Below are 19,496 nucleotides of genomic sequence, written 5' to 3'. Positions count from 1 at the left end.
TGTCAGTATGGCGAACATCGCTGGTGGGACCCGCACTGTCGCGAGGGTGACGCTGGTGCAGGGGCTAGTCGAAAGGCGTGCTGGTACGGCCGACCAGGTCCGCGACCGAATCGACAACCAGCGTCGGGCGGTAGGGGAATTGCTCTACCGAGGCGCGGGTGGAGATGCCGGTGGTGACGAGGATGGTTCGCATCCCCGCCTCGAGTCCGGAGATGACGTCGGTGTCCATTCGGTCGCCGATCATCACGGTGGACTGGGAGTGGGCGCCGATGCGGCGTAGGGCCGACCGCATCATCAGCGAGTTCGGCTTGCCGACGTAGTAGGGGTCGCGGCCGGTCGCGCGGGTGATCAGGGCGGCGACCGAGCCGGTGGCAGGCAGCAGGCCGTCGCGGGAAGGGCCGGTCGGGTCCGGGTTGGTGGCGATGAACCGGGCGCCGCGGTCGACAAGGCGGATGGCGGTGGTGATCGCCTCGAAGGAGTACGTGCGGGTCTCGCCGAGCACGACATAGTCGGGATCGCTGTCGGTCAGCACGTAACCGATCTCGTGCAGCGCCGTGGTGAGCCCGGATTCGCCGACGACATAGGCGGTTCCGTTCGGGCGCTGGTCATTGAGGAAGGTGGCGGTGGCCAGGGCGGAGGTCCAGATGGCCTCTTCCGGAATGTCCAATCCGGTGTGGCGCAGTCGGGCCTGCAGGTCACGCGGGGTGCGGATCGAGTTGTTGGTGAGCACCAGGAACGGGATCTCGTTGGACCGCAGCTCTGCCAGGAACTTGTCCGCGCCCGGGATCATGTGGTCCTCGTGCACCAGCACGCCGTCCATGTCGGTGAGATAGGACAGGATGGGCTCATCAATGGCGGTCACCGGTCAATTGTCCACTATGACGCAGCCGGACGAAGTCCGTCGCCGCTTGCATCGGGCTGAGCTGAGGCGAAGCAGCTGCTTGCGCCTGGGTTGTGTGAACGCGAAGCAGCTGGTTGCGCCTGGGTTGTGTGAACGCGAGGCAGCCGTTTGCGCCGGCTGAGTGAACGCGAAGCAGCCGCCTGTCCAGGTGATCGTGGGTAAGGGATCGACTCGGTGCGACCCTGCACACATCGGGGTCGGTCGCTGACTATGGTCGAGGACGGCCGTCTGAAACGCGGAGGACCGTCGTGCCGCGACGCGGACTATCGCGACACGATGAAGCGTTGATACGGCCGAAACGGGGTGCGGGAACGCCCGCACCCGAACCGTGGCAGCTAAGCGACAGGAGTGGCGCACATGGGTGAGCTCAAGCTCGGGTACAAGGCATCGGCAGAGCAGTTCGGTCCTCGGGAGTTGGTCGAGATCGCGGTGCTCGCCGAGGAACACGGGCTCGACAGCGCCACCGTGAGCGACCACTTCCAGCCGTGGCGCCACAAGGGCGGGCACGCGCCGTTCTCGCTGGCCTGGATGGCCGCGGTCGGCGAGCGCACCGAGCGCATCCAGCTCGGCACCTCGGTGCTCACCCCGACCTTCCGCTACAACCCCGCGGTGATCGCGCAGGCCTTCGCCACCATGGGCTGTCTGTACCCGGACCGGATCATGCTGGGCGTCGGCTCCGGTGAGGCGCTCAACGAGATCGCCACCGGGTTCACCGGCGAATGGCCGGAATTCAAGGAGCGTTTCGCCCGTCTGCGCGAATCGGTCGACCTGATGCGCGCACTGTGGACCGGCGAGCGCACCGACTTCGACGGTCAGTACTACCGCACTGTCGGCGCCTCGATCTACGACGTCCCCAAGGGCGGTATCCCGGTCTACATCGCTGCGGGCGGTCCATTGGTGGCCCGGTACGCGGGCCGCGATGGTGACGGCTTCATCTGTACCTCCGGCAAGGGCATGGATCTCTACACCGAGAAGCTGATGCCCGCCGTCGCCGAGGGTGCCGCGAAGGCAGGCCGCACCGTCGACGACATCGACCGAATGATCGAGATAAAGATCTCCTACGACACCGATCCCGAACTGGCCCTGGAGAACACCCGCTTCTGGGCACCGCTGTCGCTGACCCCCGAGCAGAAGCACAGCATCACCGACCCGATCGAAATGGAGGCCGCCGCCGACGCCCTCCCCATCGATCAGATCGCCAAGCGCTGGATCGTTGCGAGCGACCCCGACCAGGCCGTCGACCTCATCAAGCCCTACCTGGACGCGGGCCTCAACCACCTGGTCTTCCACGCTCCCGGCCACGACCAGCGCCGCTTCCTCGACCTCTTCCAGCGCGACCTGGCTCCGCGCCTGCGCGCGCTCGGCTGACAGTCGAACATGGCCACGCGGCGCTCGTGACAGTTGCCGCGGCCATGTCCCACCGCTCGCGCTGTGCGTTCTAGTGGGTATCCCCAGCTCTGGCGGCGAATTTTGTTGTGCTGAAGGCTGTTCCAGGGAATGATCCGGTCATGTGATGAACCGACGAATTCATGGAGCCGTCCTCCTTGCCGCCTCCGCCGCGGCCGTTATGTTCGCCCCCACTACCGCAGCGCCCGCAAGCGCCGCGACGCCGTTCAAGGCCCCTGACATCACCTTCGCGGGCACCGGACCGGGCACGGTGACCGCGACGCTGCACAATCCGAACGACCAGGGTCAATGCTGGGCCGAGGCCGGCGTGGGACCCGACAACAACCACGTGTTCTTCGGCGGTTCTCGACCGGAGTCGCTGGCCAACCCCGGCCAGACGATCAAGACGTCGCTGGAAGGCCTCGAGCCGGGGACGACGATCACGGCCAGGGGAGGCTGCGCGGGCGACGCGGGATACGAGTTGTCGGAGCTGGTCACTGTCACCGTCCCCGCCGCCAAGCCAGCAACCGGTAGCTTCGGGGGCTAGATCAACGGTGTGGTGGCGGCCACCGCATGGGTCGCCGTCACCACATCATCGAGTCCTTCGAGGGACTGCGGCAGGCGAAAGACCAGTCGTGAGCACATCTCAGGCGCGGGTGAGTGCGAAGATGCGCAGGTCGCGGGTGGTGCGGGAGCGGTAGGCGTCGTAGGCGCCGGTGATTTCGACGAAGCGGGCGAAGACGGCGTCCTTGTCGGCCTCGGCGACCAGGGTGGCCTGGACGGGGATGCGTTCACCCGCGATAGCGACGGTGGCCTGCGGGTTCGCCAGCAGATTGGCGGTCCAGGCCGGGTGCTTGGCCTGACCGAAGTTGCTACCGATCACGTACAACGTGTCACCGTCGTGCACATAGAGCAGCGGCTGGGTGCGCGGCTCGCCGGACTTGCGGCCGATGCTGGTCAGCAGGATGACGGGCGCACCGATCGGGCCGAGCACGGTGTACTTGGCGTCGGTGCGCTCGAGCAGTGCACGATCCAGCGGCGTGATCTTCCGAATGAACCACGAACCGGGCTTGGTAGCCGCGAGCTTATTCGCTGCGCGGGAAAGAACATTGGTGCGCGAACCCCATTGCCGGTCCGGGAACTGCTCAGCCATGCCCGGACTATACGGCGTTGCGAGAAGCTTCCTGAAGACTCGGGAAGGCGGGGAGTTGCCATCCGTTTACTAAGCTTCGACCATGGCCGAAGCTGCTCTATCCGCTGTGTACATCGCGTCTCCGGAGGGTGACACCGGAAAATCGACGGTGGCGCTCGGGATGCTCCAGATGCTGTGTGCGACCGCCGCTCGGGTCGGGGTGTTCCGGCCGATCACCCGCTCGACCACCGAGCCGGATTACATTCTCGAACTGCTGCTCGAACACAGCACAGCCGATATCGACTACGCGCAGGCCACCGGCGTCACCTACGACCAGGTGCACGCTGATCCCGATGCCGCGATCAGCGAGATCGTGATGCGCTTCCACGAGGTCGCCAAGATGTGCGATGCGGTGGTGATCGTCGGCAGCGACTACACCGACGTGGCAAGCCCCAGCGAGCTGCGTTTCAACGCCAGGATCGCGGTGAACCTCGGCGCACCGGTGCTATTGGTGGTGCGCGGCTCCGGCCGCACCCCGGAGGAGGTGCGGCATCTGGCCGAGCTGTGCGCGAGCGAACTGGCCCTCGAGCACGCGCAGCTGGTCGCGATCATCGCCAACCGCTGCGATCCGGACCAACTCGACGAGGTGTGCTCGGCCTTGCAGGGCTTCGATGTGCCGTCCTGGACGCTGCCGGAAGTGCCCTTGCTGATTGCGCCCACCATGGCCGAGCTGTCCACCGCGATCGACGGCGAAATGTACAGCGGCGAGCAGGAATTGCTGCAGCGCGAGGCGTTGGAGATCATGGTCGGCGGCATGACGGCCGAACACATTCTGGAGCGGCTTGTCGACGGCGTCGTGGTCATCGCGCCGGCTGACCGCTCGGACGTGCTGCTCAGCGTGGTGAATGCGCATGAGGCGGAAGGCTTTCCGTCGCTGTCGGGCATCATCATGAACGGCGGCATGCTCCCGCATCCCGCGGTTGCGCGACTGATGACCGGTCTCAAACCGAAGCTGCCGATCCTCACCACCGAACTCGGCACCTACGACACGGCCAGTGCCGCCTACCGCACCCGCGGCCGGATGTCGGCGGGCAGCCCGCGCAAGGTCGACACCGCTCTCGCGCTGATGGAGCAGCGGGTCGACGACGCGGAGTTGTTGCGGCGCATCGACGTTCCGCGCAGCTCGGTGGTGACCCCGCAGATGTTCGAGTACCAGCTCATCGAGCGGGCGCGCGCGGACCGCAAGCGCATCGTGCTGCCCGAGGGCGACGACGACCGCATCCTGCGTGCCGCGGGTCGGGTGCTACAGCGCAAGATCGCCGACCTGGTCATTCTCGGTGACGAGGGGTCCATCCGGGCCCGCGCCGCCGAACTGGGCGTCGATATTGCCGCCGCGCAGGTGCTCGATCCCGCCACTTCGGGATATCTGGATGATTTCGCCGCGGAGTACACGAAGCTGCGCGCGCACAAGGGCATGACCGTCGAGCGAGCCCGCGAAACCATGACCGACATCTCATATTTCGGCACCATGATGGTCCACAAGGGCATTGCCGACGGCATGGTGTCCGGTGCCGCGCACACCACGGCGCACACCATCCGGCCGTCGTTCGAGATCATCAAGACCACGCCCGGCGTCGCCACGGTGTCCAGTGTGTTCCTGATGTGCCTTGCCGACCGGGTGCTCGCCTACGGCGACTGCGCGGTGGTCCCCGATCCGACTTCGGAGCAGCTGGCCGATATCGCGATCTCCTCGGCGGGCACCGCGGCCAGGTTCGGCATCGAACCGCGGGTGGCCATGCTGTCGTACTCGACCGGTGAATCGGGCAGCGGCGCCGATGTGGACAAGGTCCGGGTGGCGACCAAACTGGTCCGCGAGCGTGCGCCGGAACTGCTGGTGGAGGGCCCGATTCAATACGACGCAGCGATCGAGCCGACCGTCGCCACCACCAAGCTGCCGGATTCCGAGGTGGCAGGCCGCGCAACGGTGTTCGTGTTTCCCGATCTCAATACCGGCAACAACACCTACAAGGCAGTGCAGCGCAGTGCGGGCGCGATCGCCATCGGCCCGGTGCTGCAGGGGCTGCGCAAGCCGGTCAACGATCTGTCCCGCGGCGCTCTGGTCGCCGACATCGTCAACACCGTGGCGATCACCGCGATTCAGGCGCACGGAGAGTGACGGGGGTGTCCCGCGGCACAGGGGCAATGCGGAACATTCGCATCGTGATCGCGGTTGCTGAACGTGTGCGAGAGCACCGCAGGACGCTGGAGGCGATGTGAACTCTCGCGGGACACAGGAGGCGTCATGAGCAGCGAACGTGCCGATGGTCTGGTGCTGGTCATCAATTCCGGCTCGTCGTCGATCAAATACCAGCTGCTGGACCCGGAGTCGAGCGCTGTCGCGGCTTCGGGCATGGTCGACCGGATCGGCGAGGCGAACGCCGGGATCGAGCATCGTGCCGAGGGAATGACCGTCGAGCGTCATGAGCCGGTCGCCGATCACACCGCCGGACTGCGGCTGGTTTTCGAGATGTTTGCCGAGACCGGACGCGATCTGGCGAGTGAGGGCGTGCACGCGGTCGGGCATCGAGTGGTGCACGGCGGCGAGGTGTTCTACCAGCCGACGCTGATCGATGATGCCGTGGTCACCGCGATTTCGGAGCTGTCTTCGCTTGCGCCGCTGCACAATCCGGCCAATGTTGCGGGCATCGAGAGTGCCAGGAGGCTATTGCCGGGCGTACCGCAGGTCGCGGTGTTCGACACCGCGTTCTTCCACAGCCTGCCCGATGCCGCGAAGACCTACGCGATCGATGCGAAGGTCGCTGCCGCGCAGGGCATTCGGAAATATGGTTTTCACGGCACTTCGCACGAATACGTCTCCGGGCGGGTCGCGCAGCTGCTCGATCGCGATCCCGCCGACCTGAATCAGATTGTCTTCCACCTGGGTAACGGCGCTTCGGCCTCGGCGATCAAGGGCGGTCAGCCGGTCGACACGACAATGGGTCTGACCCCGTTGGAGGGCTTGGTGATGGGCACCAGGTCCGGCGATCTCGACCCGGGCATCGTGCCGCACCTCATGCGCTCGGCCGATCTGAATATCGACCAGGTCGACGAGCTCCTGAACCGGAACTCGGGCCTGAAAGGGCTTTCGGGTGTCAACGATTTCCGTGAGCTGCAACGGCTCATCGATCAGGGTGACGCCGCGGCGAAGCTCGCCTACGACGTGTACATCCACCGACTGCGCCGCTACCTCGGCGCGTACTTGGTGGAGCTGGGTCGCCTCGACGCCATCACCTTCACCGCGGGTGTCGGGGAGAACAGCCCACAGGTTCGCGCCGACACCCTCGCCGAGCTCTCCCGCTTCGGCATTGCGGTCGAACCCGCGCTCAACACCGCGAAAGACCGTACGGCCCGGCATATTTCGGCACCGGGAGCCGAAGTGGCCGTGCTGGTTGTTCCGACCAATGAGGAGCTGGCCATCGCCCGCGCGGCGCAGCGCGTGGTGGCCGCCGAACAGGTCTAGAAACCTTCACGAAAACCTCATGGTCGATACGCCAGTATTGGTATCGGATCGAGTTCGCCGGCCCACCGAAATCCCGGGCGACCCGCTCCGCGTGCTCTCGGGTCAGCGATGCCCTCGCCCCTCCCGAATTGCTCGCTCCGGCTGCCCCCGGAGCTCGCTGAGTGCACGCGGCTCCCGGGGTTTCGGTGTGCCGACTGTTCCGACAGATCCGACCCGGCCGGTCTTCCCTTCCGGCCGGGTTTTTTCTTGGTGCCTGTGGACAAACTGCTCACGTGCAGCTGATTCAGCCGATCGCCATGGAGCTCGGGCTGAAGTTCCCCATCCGTGTGGGCGGCCGAACAGTAAGCGCAGGCCAGATCACCAAGATCATCAAGTAGTCACGGATCGAGGCAGTCGCACCAGTCCACCGGTGCGGCGGACGCTCGGTGTTCTCGTGCAGGCTTCTGCGGACCGACCGATGAGTTTCGATGCCCCCCTTCGTCTGTACGAACAACCAACAAAGAAGGAGCGACCACCATGACCGAGCTCGAGACCTACACCGTCGAAACCCCCGGCGCCGAAATCGCCTACGACGTACGCCAAGCAGAGCAGGCCCGCGACGAGCCGATCCTGATGATGATCGGCTCGCCCATGGACGCCAGTGGATTCGTCAGCCTGGCCGCCCGCTTCCCCGACCGCACGGTCGTCACCTATGACCCGCGCGGCACCGGCCGCAGCGAAAAGACCGACCCCACCAGCGAATCCAACCCTGACCTGCACGCCGACGACCTGCGTCGCGTCATCGACGCGGTCGGCGGCGGCCCGATCGACCTCTTCGCCAGCAGCGGCGGCGCGGTCAATGCCCTCGCCCTGGTCGCCAAGCATCCCGACCACGTCCGCACCCTCGTCGCACACGAGCCCCCCGCCGTCCGCTACCTCCCCGACAGCGAGCAGGCACTGGCGGCCACCACGCACATCCACGACACCTACCTCAGCGACGGCTTCGGCCTCGCCATGGCGAAATTCATCACCCTGATCAGCCTCAAAGGCGAAATCCCCGCCGAGTTCTCCGCCCTCCCGGTCGATCCCACCATGTTCGGCCTCCCGACCGAGGACGACGGCTCCCGCAACGACGCACTCGTCGGCCAGAACATCGTCCCGACCACCCACTACATCCACGATTTCGAAGCACTGCGCGCCGTCGCCACCCGCATCGTCGTCGCCATCGGCGTGGAATCGGAAGGAGAACTGGCCTACCGGGCCGGCGTAGCCGTCGCCGAACAGCTGGGCTCGACGCCGGTGGATTTCCCCAGCAACCACGGCGGCTTCCTCGGCGGCGAGTTCGGCCAGCAGGGTGACCCGGACGGCTTCGCCACCAAGTTGCGTGCGGTGCTGGCGGGGTAGGGAATCGACCGGACCTGGTGGCTGTAATGTGCAGCCACCGGCACAGGCCGTGGCATCTGGTAGCTCCCGGGGTTTCGTGCCGACTGTTCCGGCAGCTCCGACCCGACCGGTCTTCCCCCAGCCGGGTTTTTCTTGGTGAGCGTTCGAAACTATCGTCAGCCGTGGCTGGTGGTGAGTTGCCTGCGGATCGGCCATGCTGGGCTCGGTGGTGCTGTATCGGCGAATGTGCTTGCGGGTCAATGAGGTTCGCGGCCCGCAAACGGTGACCAGCTGGCCGGGCGTAAATCGTGGTGCAGACGTCATGTGCTGGTGCACAATACGATATCTGCGAGCCGACGGCGAGGGTGGTCACTATGAAGTGCTATCGCGTGACCGCGAGCGATTCGCAGTCGTGGACGACCGTCGCCAACAGCTTCGTCGGGATGGACTATCAGTACCGTGACCCCGAGCGCTGGCATTCGGGGCTGACGGTTCAGGAGTCGACCGTCTATCGGTTGTTGCGCTGGGAGCAGCGTGGAACCAGCACCTCCTACCGAACGCGAACGCACATCCGCCGAGGTCCCTGCGACGACTTCTACTGGGTCGTCCTCCCCGAACAGGGCTTGTACTCGGTCCGTTATCGGGATGAGGTGACGTGGACGCATCCCGGGCATGCCGCGTTGACCGCCCTCGATGACGTGTGCCAGCTACACATTCCGGATTTGTCGGCGTACGCGTTCCAGGTGCCACGCACCGAGATCGACCATCGAGCAGGGTCTTCCGGCCCAGGCGCCAGGGTGCTCGACCTGAACTCCGGCCTCGGCCGCATCACACAGGCGATGATCCGTAGTGCCCACGCCGAACAGTCGAACCTGTCCGACCGTGAGTTCAACGCGGTCTGCGATCGAATCGCCGAACTGCTGTCCTTGATCTCGCTCGGAGACACCCATCCGCAGCGGTCTCAGCATGCGCAGATAGCCGAGCATGTTCGGCGATATGTGCGGGCGAACGTCGGCCACGGTGACGTGCGATTGCCCGCGGCGGCACAGGCACTGGGCTGGTCTCCACGGCAGCTGCGAACGGTCCTGCAGCAGTCGGGTACCACGTTCCGTGATGTGCGTCGGGACGAGGCACTGCGCGCCGCCCGTGACCTGCTCGAGGACCCGACAAGGCAGGCAGTGCCCATCCGCGACCTCGCCATCCGCAGTGGCTTCACCCCCGCCTGGTTCTCCACGGCGTTCAAAGCGCGGTTCGGCGAGACGCCAAGTGATTTCCGGCGCCGCAGGATGGCCGAACTCACCGAGCGCGGCGGTGTGGCGGAGTCGGTGGCGGCGCGCTGACCGGAGCCGCTCGGGCCCGATGCCAGAAGCCCGCACATCGTCTAGGTGGCGGAATCGAGCCGCACCGGAAGCGTGAGTGGTCCGTTGGTGCTGATCTGCGGGGCGTACTCGATATCCGCCGGATCACCCGCGAGGCTCAACCGCGGAAAGCGATTGAACAGCATGGAAAGTGCGATGCGGCTCTCCAGTCGGGCCAGTGGCGCACCGAGACAGAAGTGCGGTCCGCGACCGAACGCCAACTGGTCCCGGTGGTCGTGGTCGATATCGAACGTACCGGCGTCCGGGTAGTGCCGCGCGTCCCTGCCTACTCCGCCGTACCACATCATCATGCTGCCCGCGGGAATGTCGACTCCCGCCACCGTCACATCATGGCGTGCGTATCGCATGAGGGCACCGACCACAGATGACTTGTACCGCAGCACTTCCTCTACGACATCGGACCATCGGTCCTCGACCAGCGCCTTGGCGAGTTGTTCGGGATGGGTGCACAGCGTGACGACGGCGTTGCCCAGCAGATGCACAGTGGTCTCGTGTCCGGCCACGATCACTATCCAGAGCATGTTGCACAGCTCGTCGTCGGTCAGCTCGTTCTCTGCGTTGGCTTGCAGCAGTGCGGTGGTGAGATCGTCGCCCGGCTCCCGCCGCTTACTCTCCAGCAATTCGGCGAAGTAGCCGAGCATGCCCGCCATCGCATTCTGTGCCTGTTCGCCGGTACTGGTGTGCGAGATGAGCGTGGTGGTCCAGTCTTTGAGCTGCGGCTGTACCGCTGTCGGCACGCCGAACAGTTCACAGATCACCCGGACCGGGAACGGCGTGGTGAAGGCCGAGACCAGATCGATCCGGTCGCCACTGGGAAAGTTTGCGATCAGGTTCGCGGCGATCTTCTCGATGCGCGGTTCGAGCGCGGCGACCCTGGCGGGGGTGAACGCCTGGCTGATGGTCTTGCGCAGCCGCCGGTGGTCGAGGCCGTCCTTGTTGAGCATGTGGTCGATATCGGTGAGTGCGCGCATGGGCCAATCGGCCGGAATGGTGCCGTCGTGCAGGGCGGGACACTGCGCGGCACTCTTACTGAACAGTTTGTCATCAAGGACTTCACTGACGGCCTGGTAGCTGGTCGCGATCCAGGCGGGCACCCCGCCCGGCAATTCGATAGGAACGACCTCGCCGCGCTCACGAATTCGGTCATAGGTGTCGTAGGTGGACTCTCCCGCAGTGGGCAGCTGGATCGCGTGCTCGGTCATGCTGTCTCCCAACAAATTTCGGATTGCTGAGGGAATTCTCGGTCGTCCGGGCGTGCGGAGCGCGCGATACGCGAGTTTCCGGCCCCAGACCGGAACCGGAAGAAACCAAAACGAAAGTGAGTGTCCGAGAACTCGGGCAGATCTGGTCCCGGTGCCTATACCGTCGATGAGCCGTTGGTATTGCTGGTGTACGCGTCATCGAATAGGTCCCAGCCATTGCGGCGGCCGACTGTGCATGCCCCGGCCATCCAGCCCGCGTCGACGGCCGCGTCGGCGAACGCGCGAACCACGCCGGGCTTGTTCAGGTTCAGCAAACGGTCACCAATCCAGATGACACCGGTCGGGCCCGGCCCGCCGTCGGAGACATTGCGCTCACCATCGGGGCGGAAGACCAGTGTCAGGCCTGCCACCGACCCGAGTTGTCGCAGCCGCAGGACTTCCTCGCAGCCGTTTACATGCTGGTGGTAGGTCTTCCAGCGGTACTGCTGCTCACCCACCGTAAGGACTCGGCGGCGGCTTTCTTTCACCATCGCGCGATGCTAGCGCGGTTCATGGATCCGGCTGCCAGTTTGTTGAGGGCCGATCACCGTGACATGGTCATGATTGTCGCGAGGTAGACCATGGTTTCGTGGTGCGGTGCTGGCTGAGCGGACGTTTACTTAGATCCAGGTCTTGGCTCGAATGGCGTTCGCCAGGTCGACCAAGGCGTAGCGATGGTTTCGGCCCGGCGCGCTTCGGGCCAGGGCCCGCAGGCTGGCTTCGGTGCCTTCGCGCAGGTCGCGGTCAGTGAAGGGGGCGCCGAACAGGGTGGCGTCCTGCCGTTTCGGCGTATTGCCCGCCTGCAGCCAGGCCAGGGCCGCGCCGAGGACAAGGACGCGCATCTGGACCGCGCGGCCTTCGCCCTTCGGTATGACAAGCATTCGGGAGGCCGCGATGTGCAGCGTCGCTTCCTCGAGTTCGCCCACCGGCGCGCAGGTGAGCAACAGCAGCACGGCGGTCAGGCGTGCTGTGGTGTAGTGCCGCGACGCGACGGGGACCTCGTCGAGCGCGCGCACCGCATCGGTGACCCGGCCCGCCGTGGCCAGCTGCCTGGCCAGGCCGAAGGCTGCGCTCACCACCGCGCGGTCGGTGCGCCACACCGAGTCGTAGAACTTCTCGGCGTAGACCCGCCACTGCTCCGGATCGTCGGAATCCCACTGCTGCAATATCAGTTCCGCCGTGGCCGCCAGCGCCAGCTTCGGCGCGATTTCGCCAGGCAGCACCTGCAGCACCGCGTCGAAACTGGCGAAAGCCTTTTCGTAATCCTGTTCCAGCAGCTGGGCCTGACCGGTGTGCCAATCGATACGCCAATCGTTATCGGCGGGTATTCGCGACAGCATATCCAGCACAGTGGCCGACTCGCCGAGATCGAGGTACGCCCGCGTCTCCGCGAGCGTCAGCTCCAGATCCATACTCTCCGGAGCATTCTCGGGATCGGATTCGGCGCGCTCGCGTGCTTCGCGCAGTGCTTCCAGTGCCTGCTGCGGGTCGTGGTGCACGGCGGCGGCGGCGAGCAGCGGCGCGGCAGGATCCGCCGGATCGATGAGCGGAACAGAAAGGGCCGCAGCGACTTCCCGTGCCTCGAGCCGAGTGCTGCGGCCGATGCCGTCGGCGTAGGCATCGGTCTGACTGATCAGCTCCTCGGTGCCGAAACTGGCGCGCTGCGGGCTGAACACCGTGGACAGCTGGGGATGCTCGGTCCCGGTCTGCAAGGCCAGGATTTCGCGCAGCACGCCCGCCATCTGGGCGGACATGGCGCGAGCGGAGGGGAAGCGCCGCTGCGGGTCGGGGTCGGTCGCCGACAACAGCAACCGATGGAAGAACTCGTTGCGCTCGAGCACGGGATGTGCTGCGGGGTATGGAATTCCATCCAGATAGCGGCCCTGCTCCATCGGCATGCTCAATGTAAGCACGGCGAGCGTCCGCCCGACGGTGTAGATGTCCGACGCCACAGTCGGCCCTGTCCTTGCTATCTCCGGCGCCTGGAACCCCCGGGTGCCGTAGAGATTTCCGTACGCTTCGATAATGGCGACGGCACCGAGGTCGATCAGTTTCACCTGGTCCTCGGTGATCATGATGTTGTCGGGCTTGAGATCGTTGTAGGTCAATCCGACGGAATGCAGGTAGTCCAGCGCGGGCAGGATCTCCAGCAGATAGGCGATGGCCTCGGCGACCGGCATCCGCAGTGGCCGCGGATAGGTGTCGAGGATGTCGCGCAGCGATTTGCCGCCGACATATTCCATGACGATATACCCGACCGGCTCGCCGTCCTGGCCGGTGTACTCGACGAAATTGTGGATCTTGACGATGCTGGGATCGGCCACTTCGGCAAGGAATTGGCGCTCGGCCACGGCCACCGCCTGTGCCTCGGCATCGCCCGCGTGCAGCAGGCCCTTGAGCACCACCCAGCGGTCGCTGACATTGCGGTCGATCGCCAGGTAGATCCAGCCGAGTCCGCCGTGTGCGATGCAGCCCTGGATCTCGTACTGGTTCGAGACCAGGTCGCCCGGGAACAGCAAGGGTCGGAAATCGTATTTGACGCCGCAGGTTTGGCAGGTCCCCGCGGTCGTCGCAGGCCGGACCGCGGTGGCCCGGCCGACCGGGCTCCCACAACGCCAGCAGAAGCGCTTGCCTTCGGAGACGACCGGATCGGTGAGCACCGCGTCGCGCGGATCGGCGGGCACGATGGTCGGGATGGGCACCAGTCCCCCGCCGAGCTTGCGCACCGTCGGGCGTGAGCGGACGGTGCGCGTGCTACGCACGCTGCGGCCGGAGGTCCGCATCGTGGCGTTCGAGTTCGGCTCCGATTGCGGACGCCGCGTGCTGACGGTGAAGCCGGATGCGGTGGTGCCTGGTCCGGCGGCTTCGGATGCGGTGGTGCCCGGCCCAGCGGTATCGTCAGCTGTGGGGCCGGGCGCGACGGTTATGTTGTCCGGCGCGACGGTTTCCTCGGTGGTGGTGCCCGGTCCAACGGTTTCGGCGGCAATGGTGTCGGGTCCGATGTTCTCCTCGGCCGCGGGTTCGTGCCCAGGTCGGACCGCCTGGGTGCCCGCTAGGTCGTGGTCGGCCGAATCCTCCTGCGGCGCAGGCGAACCATTCCTACCGGAACGGGCGGAATTGTCAGGGTCGGCGCCGTGCTGGCTCGTCATCGGCGGTCAGTCCAGGTAGGTCGGTTCCGGCGGCACCGGTGGGGGGCCGAGCACGGAAAGCCACTGTCGATAGATTCTGGTCCAGGTGCCGTCGGCCCGGATCCGCTCCAGCGTCCCGTTGACGAAACGCACCAGATCGTCGTTGCCTTTGGGGATACCGATGCCGTAGGGCTCGAAGCTGATGCTGCCGCCCACCAGTTGGGTGTAGTAGGGATCCTGCGCGGCGAGGCCGGCCAGGATGGCGTCGTCGGTGCTTACCGCGTCGACCTGGCGCTGTTGCAGAACCACCAAACAATCTGCCCAAGTCGGCACCGCAAGGATGGTGGCGCCCGGCTGTTCGTGGCGGATCCGCTCCAGTGAGGTGGTGCCGGGCACCACGCACACCCGCCTGCCCGCGAGGTCGGCGAGGCCGTTGATGCCGGAATTCTTCACCGCGAGCACGCGCTGGTAGGCGCGCAGGTACACCGTGGAGAACGTCACCTTCTGCCGTCGTTCACAGTTGATCGTCATGGTCTTGGCGACCAGGTCGACGGTGTGATTTTGCAGCGCCCGCTCGCGGTCGGCGGAGCCGAGACTGCGGTATTCGATCAGGTCCGGGCTGCCGAGCAGGTCGCGTGCGACCTCCCTGGCGATGTCGGCGTCGAAGCCGACGACGGCGCCGCTGACCGGATCACGGAAGCTGAACAGGTTGCTGCCGGTGTCAAGTCCGACCACCAGTCGGCCACGAGCGCGGATGGCATCGATGGTCGGCCCACCGACCGCCGAGCCCGTCGGCCGCAGGCTGGCGGTCGGATCGCCGCATTGCGTGTCGACGAGTGGCGTGATCGGTGTATTCGGCAGTACCGGAACGGCCTTGGCCGGCAGCGGCGGTTCGTCGTATCGGATGATCTTGGCCGGCGCGCTCGAGAGCGAGTCGCCGGCACAACCGCCGGCACAGGCGACGGCGAGCAGGGCGGCGGCCAGGATGCCGCGGGTGGTTTTCATCGGTACTCCCGCAGTCGGGGCCAGAGACCGAGGCCGACCAAACTCGCGGCGAGGATGCTGAGCACCATCGCGCCGGGAGCAAGGAAGTCGAGCACTCGGGCGCTCTGGGAGATCTTGCCGCGCAGGGTGTCCCTTGTCTTCGCGAGCGCCGCGCCGAGCGACCTGTCCAGCGCATCCACCTGGGCGGCAGCGTCCGCGGTGCCGGGTCCGGTCGCGACCGCTGCCGCGCCGTCGAAGTCGCCGTGGGCGAGAGTTTCGTTCATTCGCTGGTGCGCGGCGCGCCAACGGGCGAGTGCGGTACGGGCATTCGCCACGTCCCCAGCTGCGGGCGCGCGCGTCGGGTAGCCGTCGAGCAGTTCGGTCAGCCGGGCGATGCTGTAATCATAGGTGCGGTCGTAGTCGCCGGTCGCGTCGCGTCGCACCAGTTTCAAAGTTTCGGCGGAACGCGCCTGCTGGGTCACGATTCGGCTCTCGGTCAACCGGGAGGCCGGCACCGCCGCGCCGTCGCGGCCGTTGATCATCGACACGGCCGAGATCGACCCGGCGGCCACGGTCCAGGCCAACAGGGTCACCATCGCGGCGGAGGCGAGCAGCAGTCCGGGATTGACCACGCGGTGCCAGCGCTTGGCCAGCTCGATTTGCGCCCAGACCAAAAACGCCAAGCCGAGTATCAGCAGCACGATGGCGGGCCACGGTGGCCGCGCATGGTGGCGCTGGGCCGCGTCGACCGCGCCCGATCGATGATCCTGTAGTTCCTGAGCCATCGGCAGCAGCGTCGTCTGCATCTGATTCGATGCCTCGCTCAAATACGCTGCGCCGACCGGATATCCGCTGCGATTGTTCGCTCGGGCCGTCTCGATGAGACCCGAATACACGGGCAGGCCGGTGGCGATCCCGGTCCGTAGCCTGGTGTCGGGGTCGGCGGATGCCGTCGAGGCGGGCCCGGACTCGATCACCAGCTCCGAGGATGCCTCGCCGAGTGCCTGACTGTATCGGTCGCGCACGGCCTCGGGTTCCAGGCCGCCCGCGATGAACGCGGTGCTCGCCGCGGCGTCCGCGATGGACAGCGTGGTGTAGAGCCGCTGTGCGGATTGCGCGTCCGGCTCGGTGTCGTCGAGCAGGATGTCGAGCGCCTGCTGACGTTCGCTCACCGTCACCGCGGAAACGACGCCCGCTGCAATGCATAGGCCGATGAGGACCAGGCCGATCGCGATGAGCCGCCCCGGTGAGGACTGCGCGAATGATCGCAGATTGGCCGGGTCGAGATGCTCACGCACCGCCGAGTTGCGCGCGGCACCGAGATGCTTGCGCGCGGGCTCGGTAACGACCGACGGCGGCTGCGCAGCCGTCGCCTCCTCGGTGCGAGCCATCTCCACCTCCCCGGTTTTGTGGCGCACGTACGCGCCGTGTCGGAGTTTATTGTGGTCTTACCGGTGCCGTGGCGTGTGAAACACCCCTGCCATGGCTGGATGAGGATGGTTTGGCAGATGCGTGGTGACGGCGACGGTTGGTCGGATGACCCCGACGGCTTGCGGCACTGGGGCCGCTTCGGCGCGGCCGGCCTGCTGCTGCGCGCTCCGCTGGCCGGCGGTGGTTCCGCGGTGTTGCTGCAGCATCGCGCGCTGTGGAGTCATCAGGGCGGCACCTGGGCGTTGCCGGGCGGCGCGCGCGACAGCCACGAGACGCCCGTGTACGCCGCAGTACGCGAGGCATGGGAGGAGGCGGGTATCGATCCCGCCGACGTCCGGGTGCGCGGGGAGCGGGTCACAGCCACCTCATCGAGCGGCTGGACCTATACGACCGTGGTCGCCGATGCCGTGATGACTCTGCCGACCAGCCGCAACCGCGAGAGCACCGCGTTGGCCTGGGTGCCGGAAGACGAGGTCGACGCCCGTCCGCTGCACCCCGGCTTCGCCGCCTCCTGGCCGTCGCTGCGTGCCGCGCCCGCTCGCGTCTGCTTGGACGATGTAGTGGACGCCCCCGCCGTTGCGGCCGCGCTACCGCGCACCGTCGATTTGGCCGACGAAGGGTTCGTCTGGCTGCATTCGGATCCGGATGGCCCCGGTGGTTACGCCAGAATCGTCGACCCGGCCGTGCGCGAAGCCGGCGCTAGGGCGGCAGCATCGGAATCGACCTCGGTCGCCGATACCGCGATGCCCGACCCGGTCCTTTCGCTCACCCGCGTCCAAGTGGTGTCCTAAAGCTCGCGGACCGAAGTCGACGGGATGTCGGGCCGGGGCGCTGCGGCCTACGCGTTTTCGAGCAGCGTGGCCTTGAGTTCTCGGGCCGCGGCCTCCGGATCACGGGCTTCGGTGATCGCTCGCACCACGACAATGCGGTCGGCCCCGGCTGCCAGCAGCTCCGGCAAGCGAGGGCCGTCCACACCGCCGATTGCGAACCAGGGCCGGGTCGGGTGGGCGTCGGCGGTGGAGCGCACCAGATCCAGTCCGGCGGCCTGGCGGCCGGGTTTGGTCGGGGTCGTCCACACCGGACCGGTGCAGAAGTAATCGATGTGCTCGTCGATCGCAGCAAGTCCGGCCTGCGCGCGATTGTGGGTGGAGCGCCCGATCACCACATCGGGTCCGAGGATGCGCCTGGCGTACCAGGGCGGCAGGTCGCCCTGTCCGAGGTGCAGCACATCGGCGCCGCACGCGAGTGCGATATCGGCGCGGTCGTTCACCGCGACCAACGCACCGTGTCTGCGGGCCGCGGCCTTGAGTTCAGCGAGCGCGCCGAGCTCGGCCTTGGCCTCCATCGGACCGAACTTCGCCTCGCCGGGCGAGCCCTTGTCTCTGAGCTGAATGATGTCGACGCCGCCTGCGAGGGCGGCTTCGGCGAACTTGGCCAGATCGCCCTTCTCCCGGCGAGCGTCGGTGCAGAGATAGAGCCGCGCGGTTGCCAGACGCTCCCTGGGCGGTAGGGAGCGGTTGGGGTGGGAGGGTTGCACGTCCTCGACCGTAGCCGCGCTACCGTGGGGATGCGAATAGAAGGCAGGTGGAACGGATGCGGACTTTGGCTGTCGTCGGTGGCGGCGCCATCGGACTCGCCGTGGCCTGGCGGGCCGCACAGGCTGGCTGGACGGTCACAAACTTCGACCCCGCCGTCGGATCCGGCGCCTCATGGGTTGCGGGGGGCATGCTGGCACCGCTGTCGGAAGGCTGGCCGGGGGAGGATCGCGTCCTCGAATTCGGCGCCGCCTCACTGGCCCGCTGGCCGGATTTCGCCGGGCGTGTCGAGGCCGCCACCGGAGTGCATGTCTTCGTCGCCGATGAGACATTGACCGTCGCGCTCGACGGAGCCGATGTCGCTGACCTGCGTACGGTGGCCGACTGGGTGGGCGGTCGCGGTAACGAGCTACACCTGCTGGATCGGGCAGGCGTGCGGGCGTGCGAGCCGACACTGGCCCGCACGGTGCGTGCCGGTCTGCTCGCACCCGCGGAGCCCGCCATCGACAACCGGCGGCTGCTCGATGCTTTGCGGCAGGCCTGCGTGGCCGAGGGGGTCGAGTTCCGCGCCGAATCGGTTGCCGCACTCGACGCACTACCACACGATCAGATCGTGCTCGCGGCGGGCGCGGCCTCCGCAGGCTTGTGGCCGCAGCTACCGGTCCGTCCCGTCAAGGGGGAGATCCTGCGCCTACGGCATCGGCCTGGCGCGACACCCCCGCCGACGCGGGTGATCCGCGCCCGCGTGCACGGCAGGCCGGTCTATCTGGTGCCGCGCGCGGACGGAATCGTTGTCGGCGCGACACAATACGAGGCAGGCTTCGACACTGCGGTGACCGTGGCCGGTGTCCGTGACCTGATCGCGGACGCCGAGGCGGTGCTGCCCGGCATCGGCGAGTACGAATTGGCCGAGGCCAGTGCGGGTTCACGGCCGGGCACCCCGGACAATCTGCCGCTGATCGGCCGGCTCACCGACCGGATCGTCGCCGCGACCGGACACGGCCGCAACGGCATGCTCGCCGTCCCACTCACCGCCGACGCGGTGCTGAGCGTGCTCGACGGCACAGTGCTCGCGGCAGCGGAAGCCGCCGATCCGCAACGCTTTTCGGCGCGCGGTGCGCCGTCTCTATCGTCGTCCGCAGGAGGAATTCGATGACCGCGACGTCAATCCCCATCGGTGTCACCGTGAACGGCGCCGACCACGAGTTCGCCGAAGCACTGACCGTGCGTGAGCTGCTCGACCGACTCGGGCTGCCTAATCAGGGCGTCGCGCTCGCGGTGGACGGTGCGGTGTTCCCGAAGTCCCGCTGGGGCGAGCCGGTCGGGCGCGGCTGGCAGATCGAGGTGCTCACGGCGGTCCAGGGTGGCTGACGCACTGGAGATCGCGGGCAAGCAGTTCGGCTCCCGGCTGATCATGGGCACCGGCGGCGCGGACAACCTCGCCGTGCTCGAGGAGGCATTGCTCGCCTCCGGTACCGAACTCACCACGGTCGCGAT

At 66.8% G+C, this 19,496-nt stretch carries 18 protein-coding genes and 1 pseudogene; 11 read left to right on the top strand and 8 right to left on the bottom strand.

Annotation, left to right across the window (positions count from 1 at the left end; genetic code table 11):
• Positions 1–64 precede the first annotated feature (64 nt).
• Positions 65–820, bottom strand: coding sequence for an HAD-IIA family hydrolase (locus ACLMAL_RS19345; protein WP_412000473.1), 756 nt, complete (start codon positions 818–820; stop codon positions 65–67).
• 438 nt (positions 821–1,258) lie between these two features.
• On the opposite strand from ACLMAL_RS19345, the gene fgd reads away from it, so the two are divergent.
• Both fgd and ACLMAL_RS19335 read left to right on the top strand, forming a co-directional pair.
• Entirely contained in the window at positions 1,259–2,269 is a 1,011-nt protein-coding gene (gene fgd, locus ACLMAL_RS19340; protein WP_412000343.1) for a glucose-6-phosphate dehydrogenase (coenzyme-F420), read from the top strand.
• Positions 2,270–2,414: 145 nt separating this feature from the next.
• On the top strand, positions 2,415–2,834 hold the full coding sequence (locus ACLMAL_RS19335) for a hypothetical protein (RefSeq protein WP_412000342.1): 420 nt from the start codon (positions 2,415–2,417) through the stop codon (positions 2,832–2,834).
• A 99-nt stretch (positions 2,835–2,933) separates the two neighbouring features.
• On the opposite strand, the gene ACLMAL_RS19330 is transcribed toward ACLMAL_RS19335, so the two are convergent.
• On the bottom strand, positions 2,934–3,440 hold the full coding sequence (locus ACLMAL_RS19330) for a nitroreductase family deazaflavin-dependent oxidoreductase (RefSeq protein WP_406234154.1): 507 nt from the start codon (positions 3,438–3,440) through the stop codon (positions 2,934–2,936).
• Positions 3,441–3,522: 82 nt separating this feature from the next.
• Here ACLMAL_RS19330 and pta point away from each other — a divergent pair, with 82 nt between their 5' ends.
• From pta to ACLMAL_RS19305, 5 genes are all read left to right on the top strand, one after another.
• The gene (pta, locus tag ACLMAL_RS19325; protein ID WP_412000341.1) at positions 3,523–5,595 is read left to right on the top strand and encodes a phosphate acetyltransferase; all 2,073 of its coding nucleotides are present in this window, start codon (positions 3,523–3,525) and stop codon (positions 5,593–5,595) included.
• Between the two features lie 126 nt (positions 5,596–5,721).
• Complete coding sequence (locus tag ACLMAL_RS19320) at positions 5,722–6,939, top strand: acetate kinase (protein WP_412000340.1); 1,218 nt, start codon at positions 5,722–5,724, stop codon at positions 6,937–6,939.
• A 272-nt stretch (positions 6,940–7,211) separates the two neighbouring features.
• Complete coding sequence (locus ACLMAL_RS19315) at positions 7,212–7,316, top strand: hypothetical protein (protein WP_412000339.1); 105 nt, start codon at positions 7,212–7,214, stop codon at positions 7,314–7,316.
• Between the two features lie 139 nt (positions 7,317–7,455).
• Positions 7,456–8,322 (top strand): alpha/beta fold hydrolase, encoded by an 867-nt coding sequence (locus tag ACLMAL_RS19310; RefSeq protein ID WP_412000338.1) that lies wholly within the window; start codon positions 7,456–7,458, stop codon positions 8,320–8,322.
• Positions 8,323–8,675: 353 nt separating this feature from the next.
• Positions 8,676–9,641 carry an AraC family transcriptional regulator gene (locus ACLMAL_RS19305; RefSeq protein ID WP_412000337.1) on the top strand — a complete coding sequence of 322 codons (966 nt, stop codon included), beginning with the start codon at positions 8,676–8,678 and terminating at the stop codon, positions 9,639–9,641.
• 41 nt (positions 9,642–9,682) lie between these two features.
• Here the strand turns inward: ACLMAL_RS19305 and ACLMAL_RS19300 are convergent, their stop codons facing one another.
• The 5 genes from ACLMAL_RS19300 to ACLMAL_RS19280 all read right to left on the bottom strand — a co-directional run bounded on the left by ACLMAL_RS19300 (position 9,683) and on the right by ACLMAL_RS19280 (position 16,424).
• The gene (locus ACLMAL_RS19300; protein WP_412000336.1) at positions 9,683–10,882 is read right to left on the bottom strand and encodes a cytochrome P450 family protein; all 1,200 of its coding nucleotides are present in this window, start codon (positions 10,880–10,882) and stop codon (positions 9,683–9,685) included.
• Between the two features lie 155 nt (positions 10,883–11,037).
• Entirely contained in the window at positions 11,038–11,412 is a 375-nt protein-coding gene (locus ACLMAL_RS19295; RefSeq protein ID WP_412000335.1) for a hypothetical protein, read from the bottom strand.
• A 129-nt stretch (positions 11,413–11,541) separates the two neighbouring features.
• Positions 11,542–14,070, bottom strand: coding sequence for a serine/threonine-protein kinase PknG (locus ACLMAL_RS19290; RefSeq protein ID WP_412000334.1), 2,529 nt, complete (start codon positions 14,068–14,070; stop codon positions 11,542–11,544).
• 6 nt (positions 14,071–14,076) lie between these two features.
• On the bottom strand, positions 14,077–15,054 hold the full coding sequence (locus ACLMAL_RS19285) for a glutamate ABC transporter substrate-binding protein (protein WP_412000333.1): 978 nt from the start codon (positions 15,052–15,054) through the stop codon (positions 14,077–14,079).
• On the bottom strand, positions 15,051–16,424 hold the full coding sequence (locus tag ACLMAL_RS19280) for a hypothetical protein (RefSeq protein ID WP_412000332.1): 1,374 nt from the start codon (positions 16,422–16,424) through the stop codon (positions 15,051–15,053). Before ACLMAL_RS19280 ends, ACLMAL_RS19285 begins: the two co-directional genes overlap by 4 nt.
• A gap of 117 nt (positions 16,425–16,541) precedes the next feature.
• Between ACLMAL_RS19280 and ACLMAL_RS19275 the strand changes: the two genes are divergently transcribed.
• The gene (locus tag ACLMAL_RS19275) at positions 16,542–17,255 is read left to right on the top strand and encodes an NUDIX hydrolase (RefSeq protein WP_412000472.1); all 714 of its coding nucleotides are present in this window, start codon (positions 16,542–16,544) and stop codon (positions 17,253–17,255) included.
• Between the two features lie 47 nt (positions 17,256–17,302).
• Here ACLMAL_RS19275 and thiE read toward each other — a convergent pair whose 3' ends face one another.
• Positions 17,303–18,001 (bottom strand): thiamine phosphate synthase, encoded by a 699-nt coding sequence (gene thiE, locus ACLMAL_RS19270; protein ID WP_412000331.1) that lies wholly within the window; start codon positions 17,999–18,001, stop codon positions 17,303–17,305.
• Between the two features lie 56 nt (positions 18,002–18,057).
• Here thiE and thiO point away from each other — a divergent pair, with 56 nt between their 5' ends.
• The 3 genes and pseudogenes from thiO to thiG form a co-directional block, all read left to right on the top strand.
• The gene (gene thiO, locus ACLMAL_RS19265; protein ID WP_412000330.1) at positions 18,058–19,155 is read left to right on the top strand and encodes a glycine oxidase ThiO; all 1,098 of its coding nucleotides are present in this window, start codon (positions 18,058–18,060) and stop codon (positions 19,153–19,155) included.
• Positions 19,152–19,370: a sulfur carrier protein ThiS gene (thiS, locus tag ACLMAL_RS19260; protein WP_328406919.1), complete on the top strand. Its 219-nt coding sequence runs from the start codon at positions 19,152–19,154 to the stop codon at positions 19,368–19,370. Before thiO ends, thiS begins: the two co-directional genes overlap by 4 nt.
• Positions 19,363–19,496: pseudogene (gene thiG / locus ACLMAL_RS19255) on the top strand (thiazole synthase); the annotation flags it as partial. The gene thiS and the pseudogene thiG, both read left to right, overlap by 8 nt.

The organism is Nocardia sp. CWNU-33 (genome assembly GCF_046764895.1).
Lineage (GTDB): Bacteria > Actinomycetota > Actinomycetes > Mycobacteriales > Mycobacteriaceae > Nocardia.
The sequence above is the reverse complement of the archived record's forward strand: the minus strand, read 5'-3'. Positions and strand labels throughout refer to the sequence as shown.

Excerpts from the sequence above, each read along its gene's own strand:
- ACLMAL_RS19345 (WP_412000473.1), bottom strand. The coding sequence starts at position 820 with ATGGACGGCGTGCTGGTGCACGAGGACCACATGATCCCGGGCGCGGAC.
- fgd (WP_412000343.1), top strand. The coding sequence starts at position 1,259 with ATGGGTGAGCTCAAGCTCGGGTACAAGGCATCGGCAGAGCAGTTCGGT.
- ACLMAL_RS19335 (WP_412000342.1), top strand. The coding sequence starts at position 2,415 with ATGAACCGACGAATTCATGGAGCCGTCCTCCTTGCCGCCTCCGCCGCG.
- ACLMAL_RS19330 (WP_406234154.1), bottom strand. The coding sequence starts at position 3,440 with ATGGCTGAGCAGTTCCCGGACCGGCAATGGGGTTCGCGCACCAATGTT.
- pta (WP_412000341.1), top strand. The coding sequence starts at position 3,523 with ATGGCCGAAGCTGCTCTATCCGCTGTGTACATCGCGTCTCCGGAGGGT.
- ACLMAL_RS19320 (WP_412000340.1), top strand. The coding sequence starts at position 5,722 with ATGAGCAGCGAACGTGCCGATGGTCTGGTGCTGGTCATCAATTCCGGC.
- ACLMAL_RS19310 (WP_412000338.1), top strand. The coding sequence starts at position 7,456 with ATGACCGAGCTCGAGACCTACACCGTCGAAACCCCCGGCGCCGAAATC.
- ACLMAL_RS19305 (WP_412000337.1), top strand. The coding sequence starts at position 8,676 with ATGAAGTGCTATCGCGTGACCGCGAGCGATTCGCAGTCGTGGACGACC.
- ACLMAL_RS19300 (WP_412000336.1), bottom strand. The coding sequence starts at position 10,882 with ATGACCGAGCACGCGATCCAGCTGCCCACTGCGGGAGAGTCCACCTAC.
- ACLMAL_RS19295 (WP_412000335.1), bottom strand. The coding sequence starts at position 11,412 with ATGGTGAAAGAAAGCCGCCGCCGAGTCCTTACGGTGGGTGAGCAGCAG.
- ACLMAL_RS19290 (WP_412000334.1), bottom strand. The coding sequence starts at position 14,070 with ATGACGAGCCAGCACGGCGCCGACCCTGACAATTCCGCCCGTTCCGGT.
- ACLMAL_RS19285 (WP_412000333.1), bottom strand. The coding sequence starts at position 15,054 with ATGAAAACCACCCGCGGCATCCTGGCCGCCGCCCTGCTCGCCGTCGCC.
- ACLMAL_RS19280 (WP_412000332.1), bottom strand. The coding sequence starts at position 16,424 with ATGGCTCGCACCGAGGAGGCGACGGCTGCGCAGCCGCCGTCGGTCGTT.
- ACLMAL_RS19275 (WP_412000472.1), top strand. The coding sequence starts at position 16,542 with ATGCGTGGTGACGGCGACGGTTGGTCGGATGACCCCGACGGCTTGCGG.
- thiO (WP_412000330.1), top strand. The coding sequence starts at position 18,058 with ATGCGGACTTTGGCTGTCGTCGGTGGCGGCGCCATCGGACTCGCCGTG.
- thiS (WP_328406919.1), top strand. The coding sequence starts at position 19,152 with ATGACCGCGACGTCAATCCCCATCGGTGTCACCGTGAACGGCGCCGAC.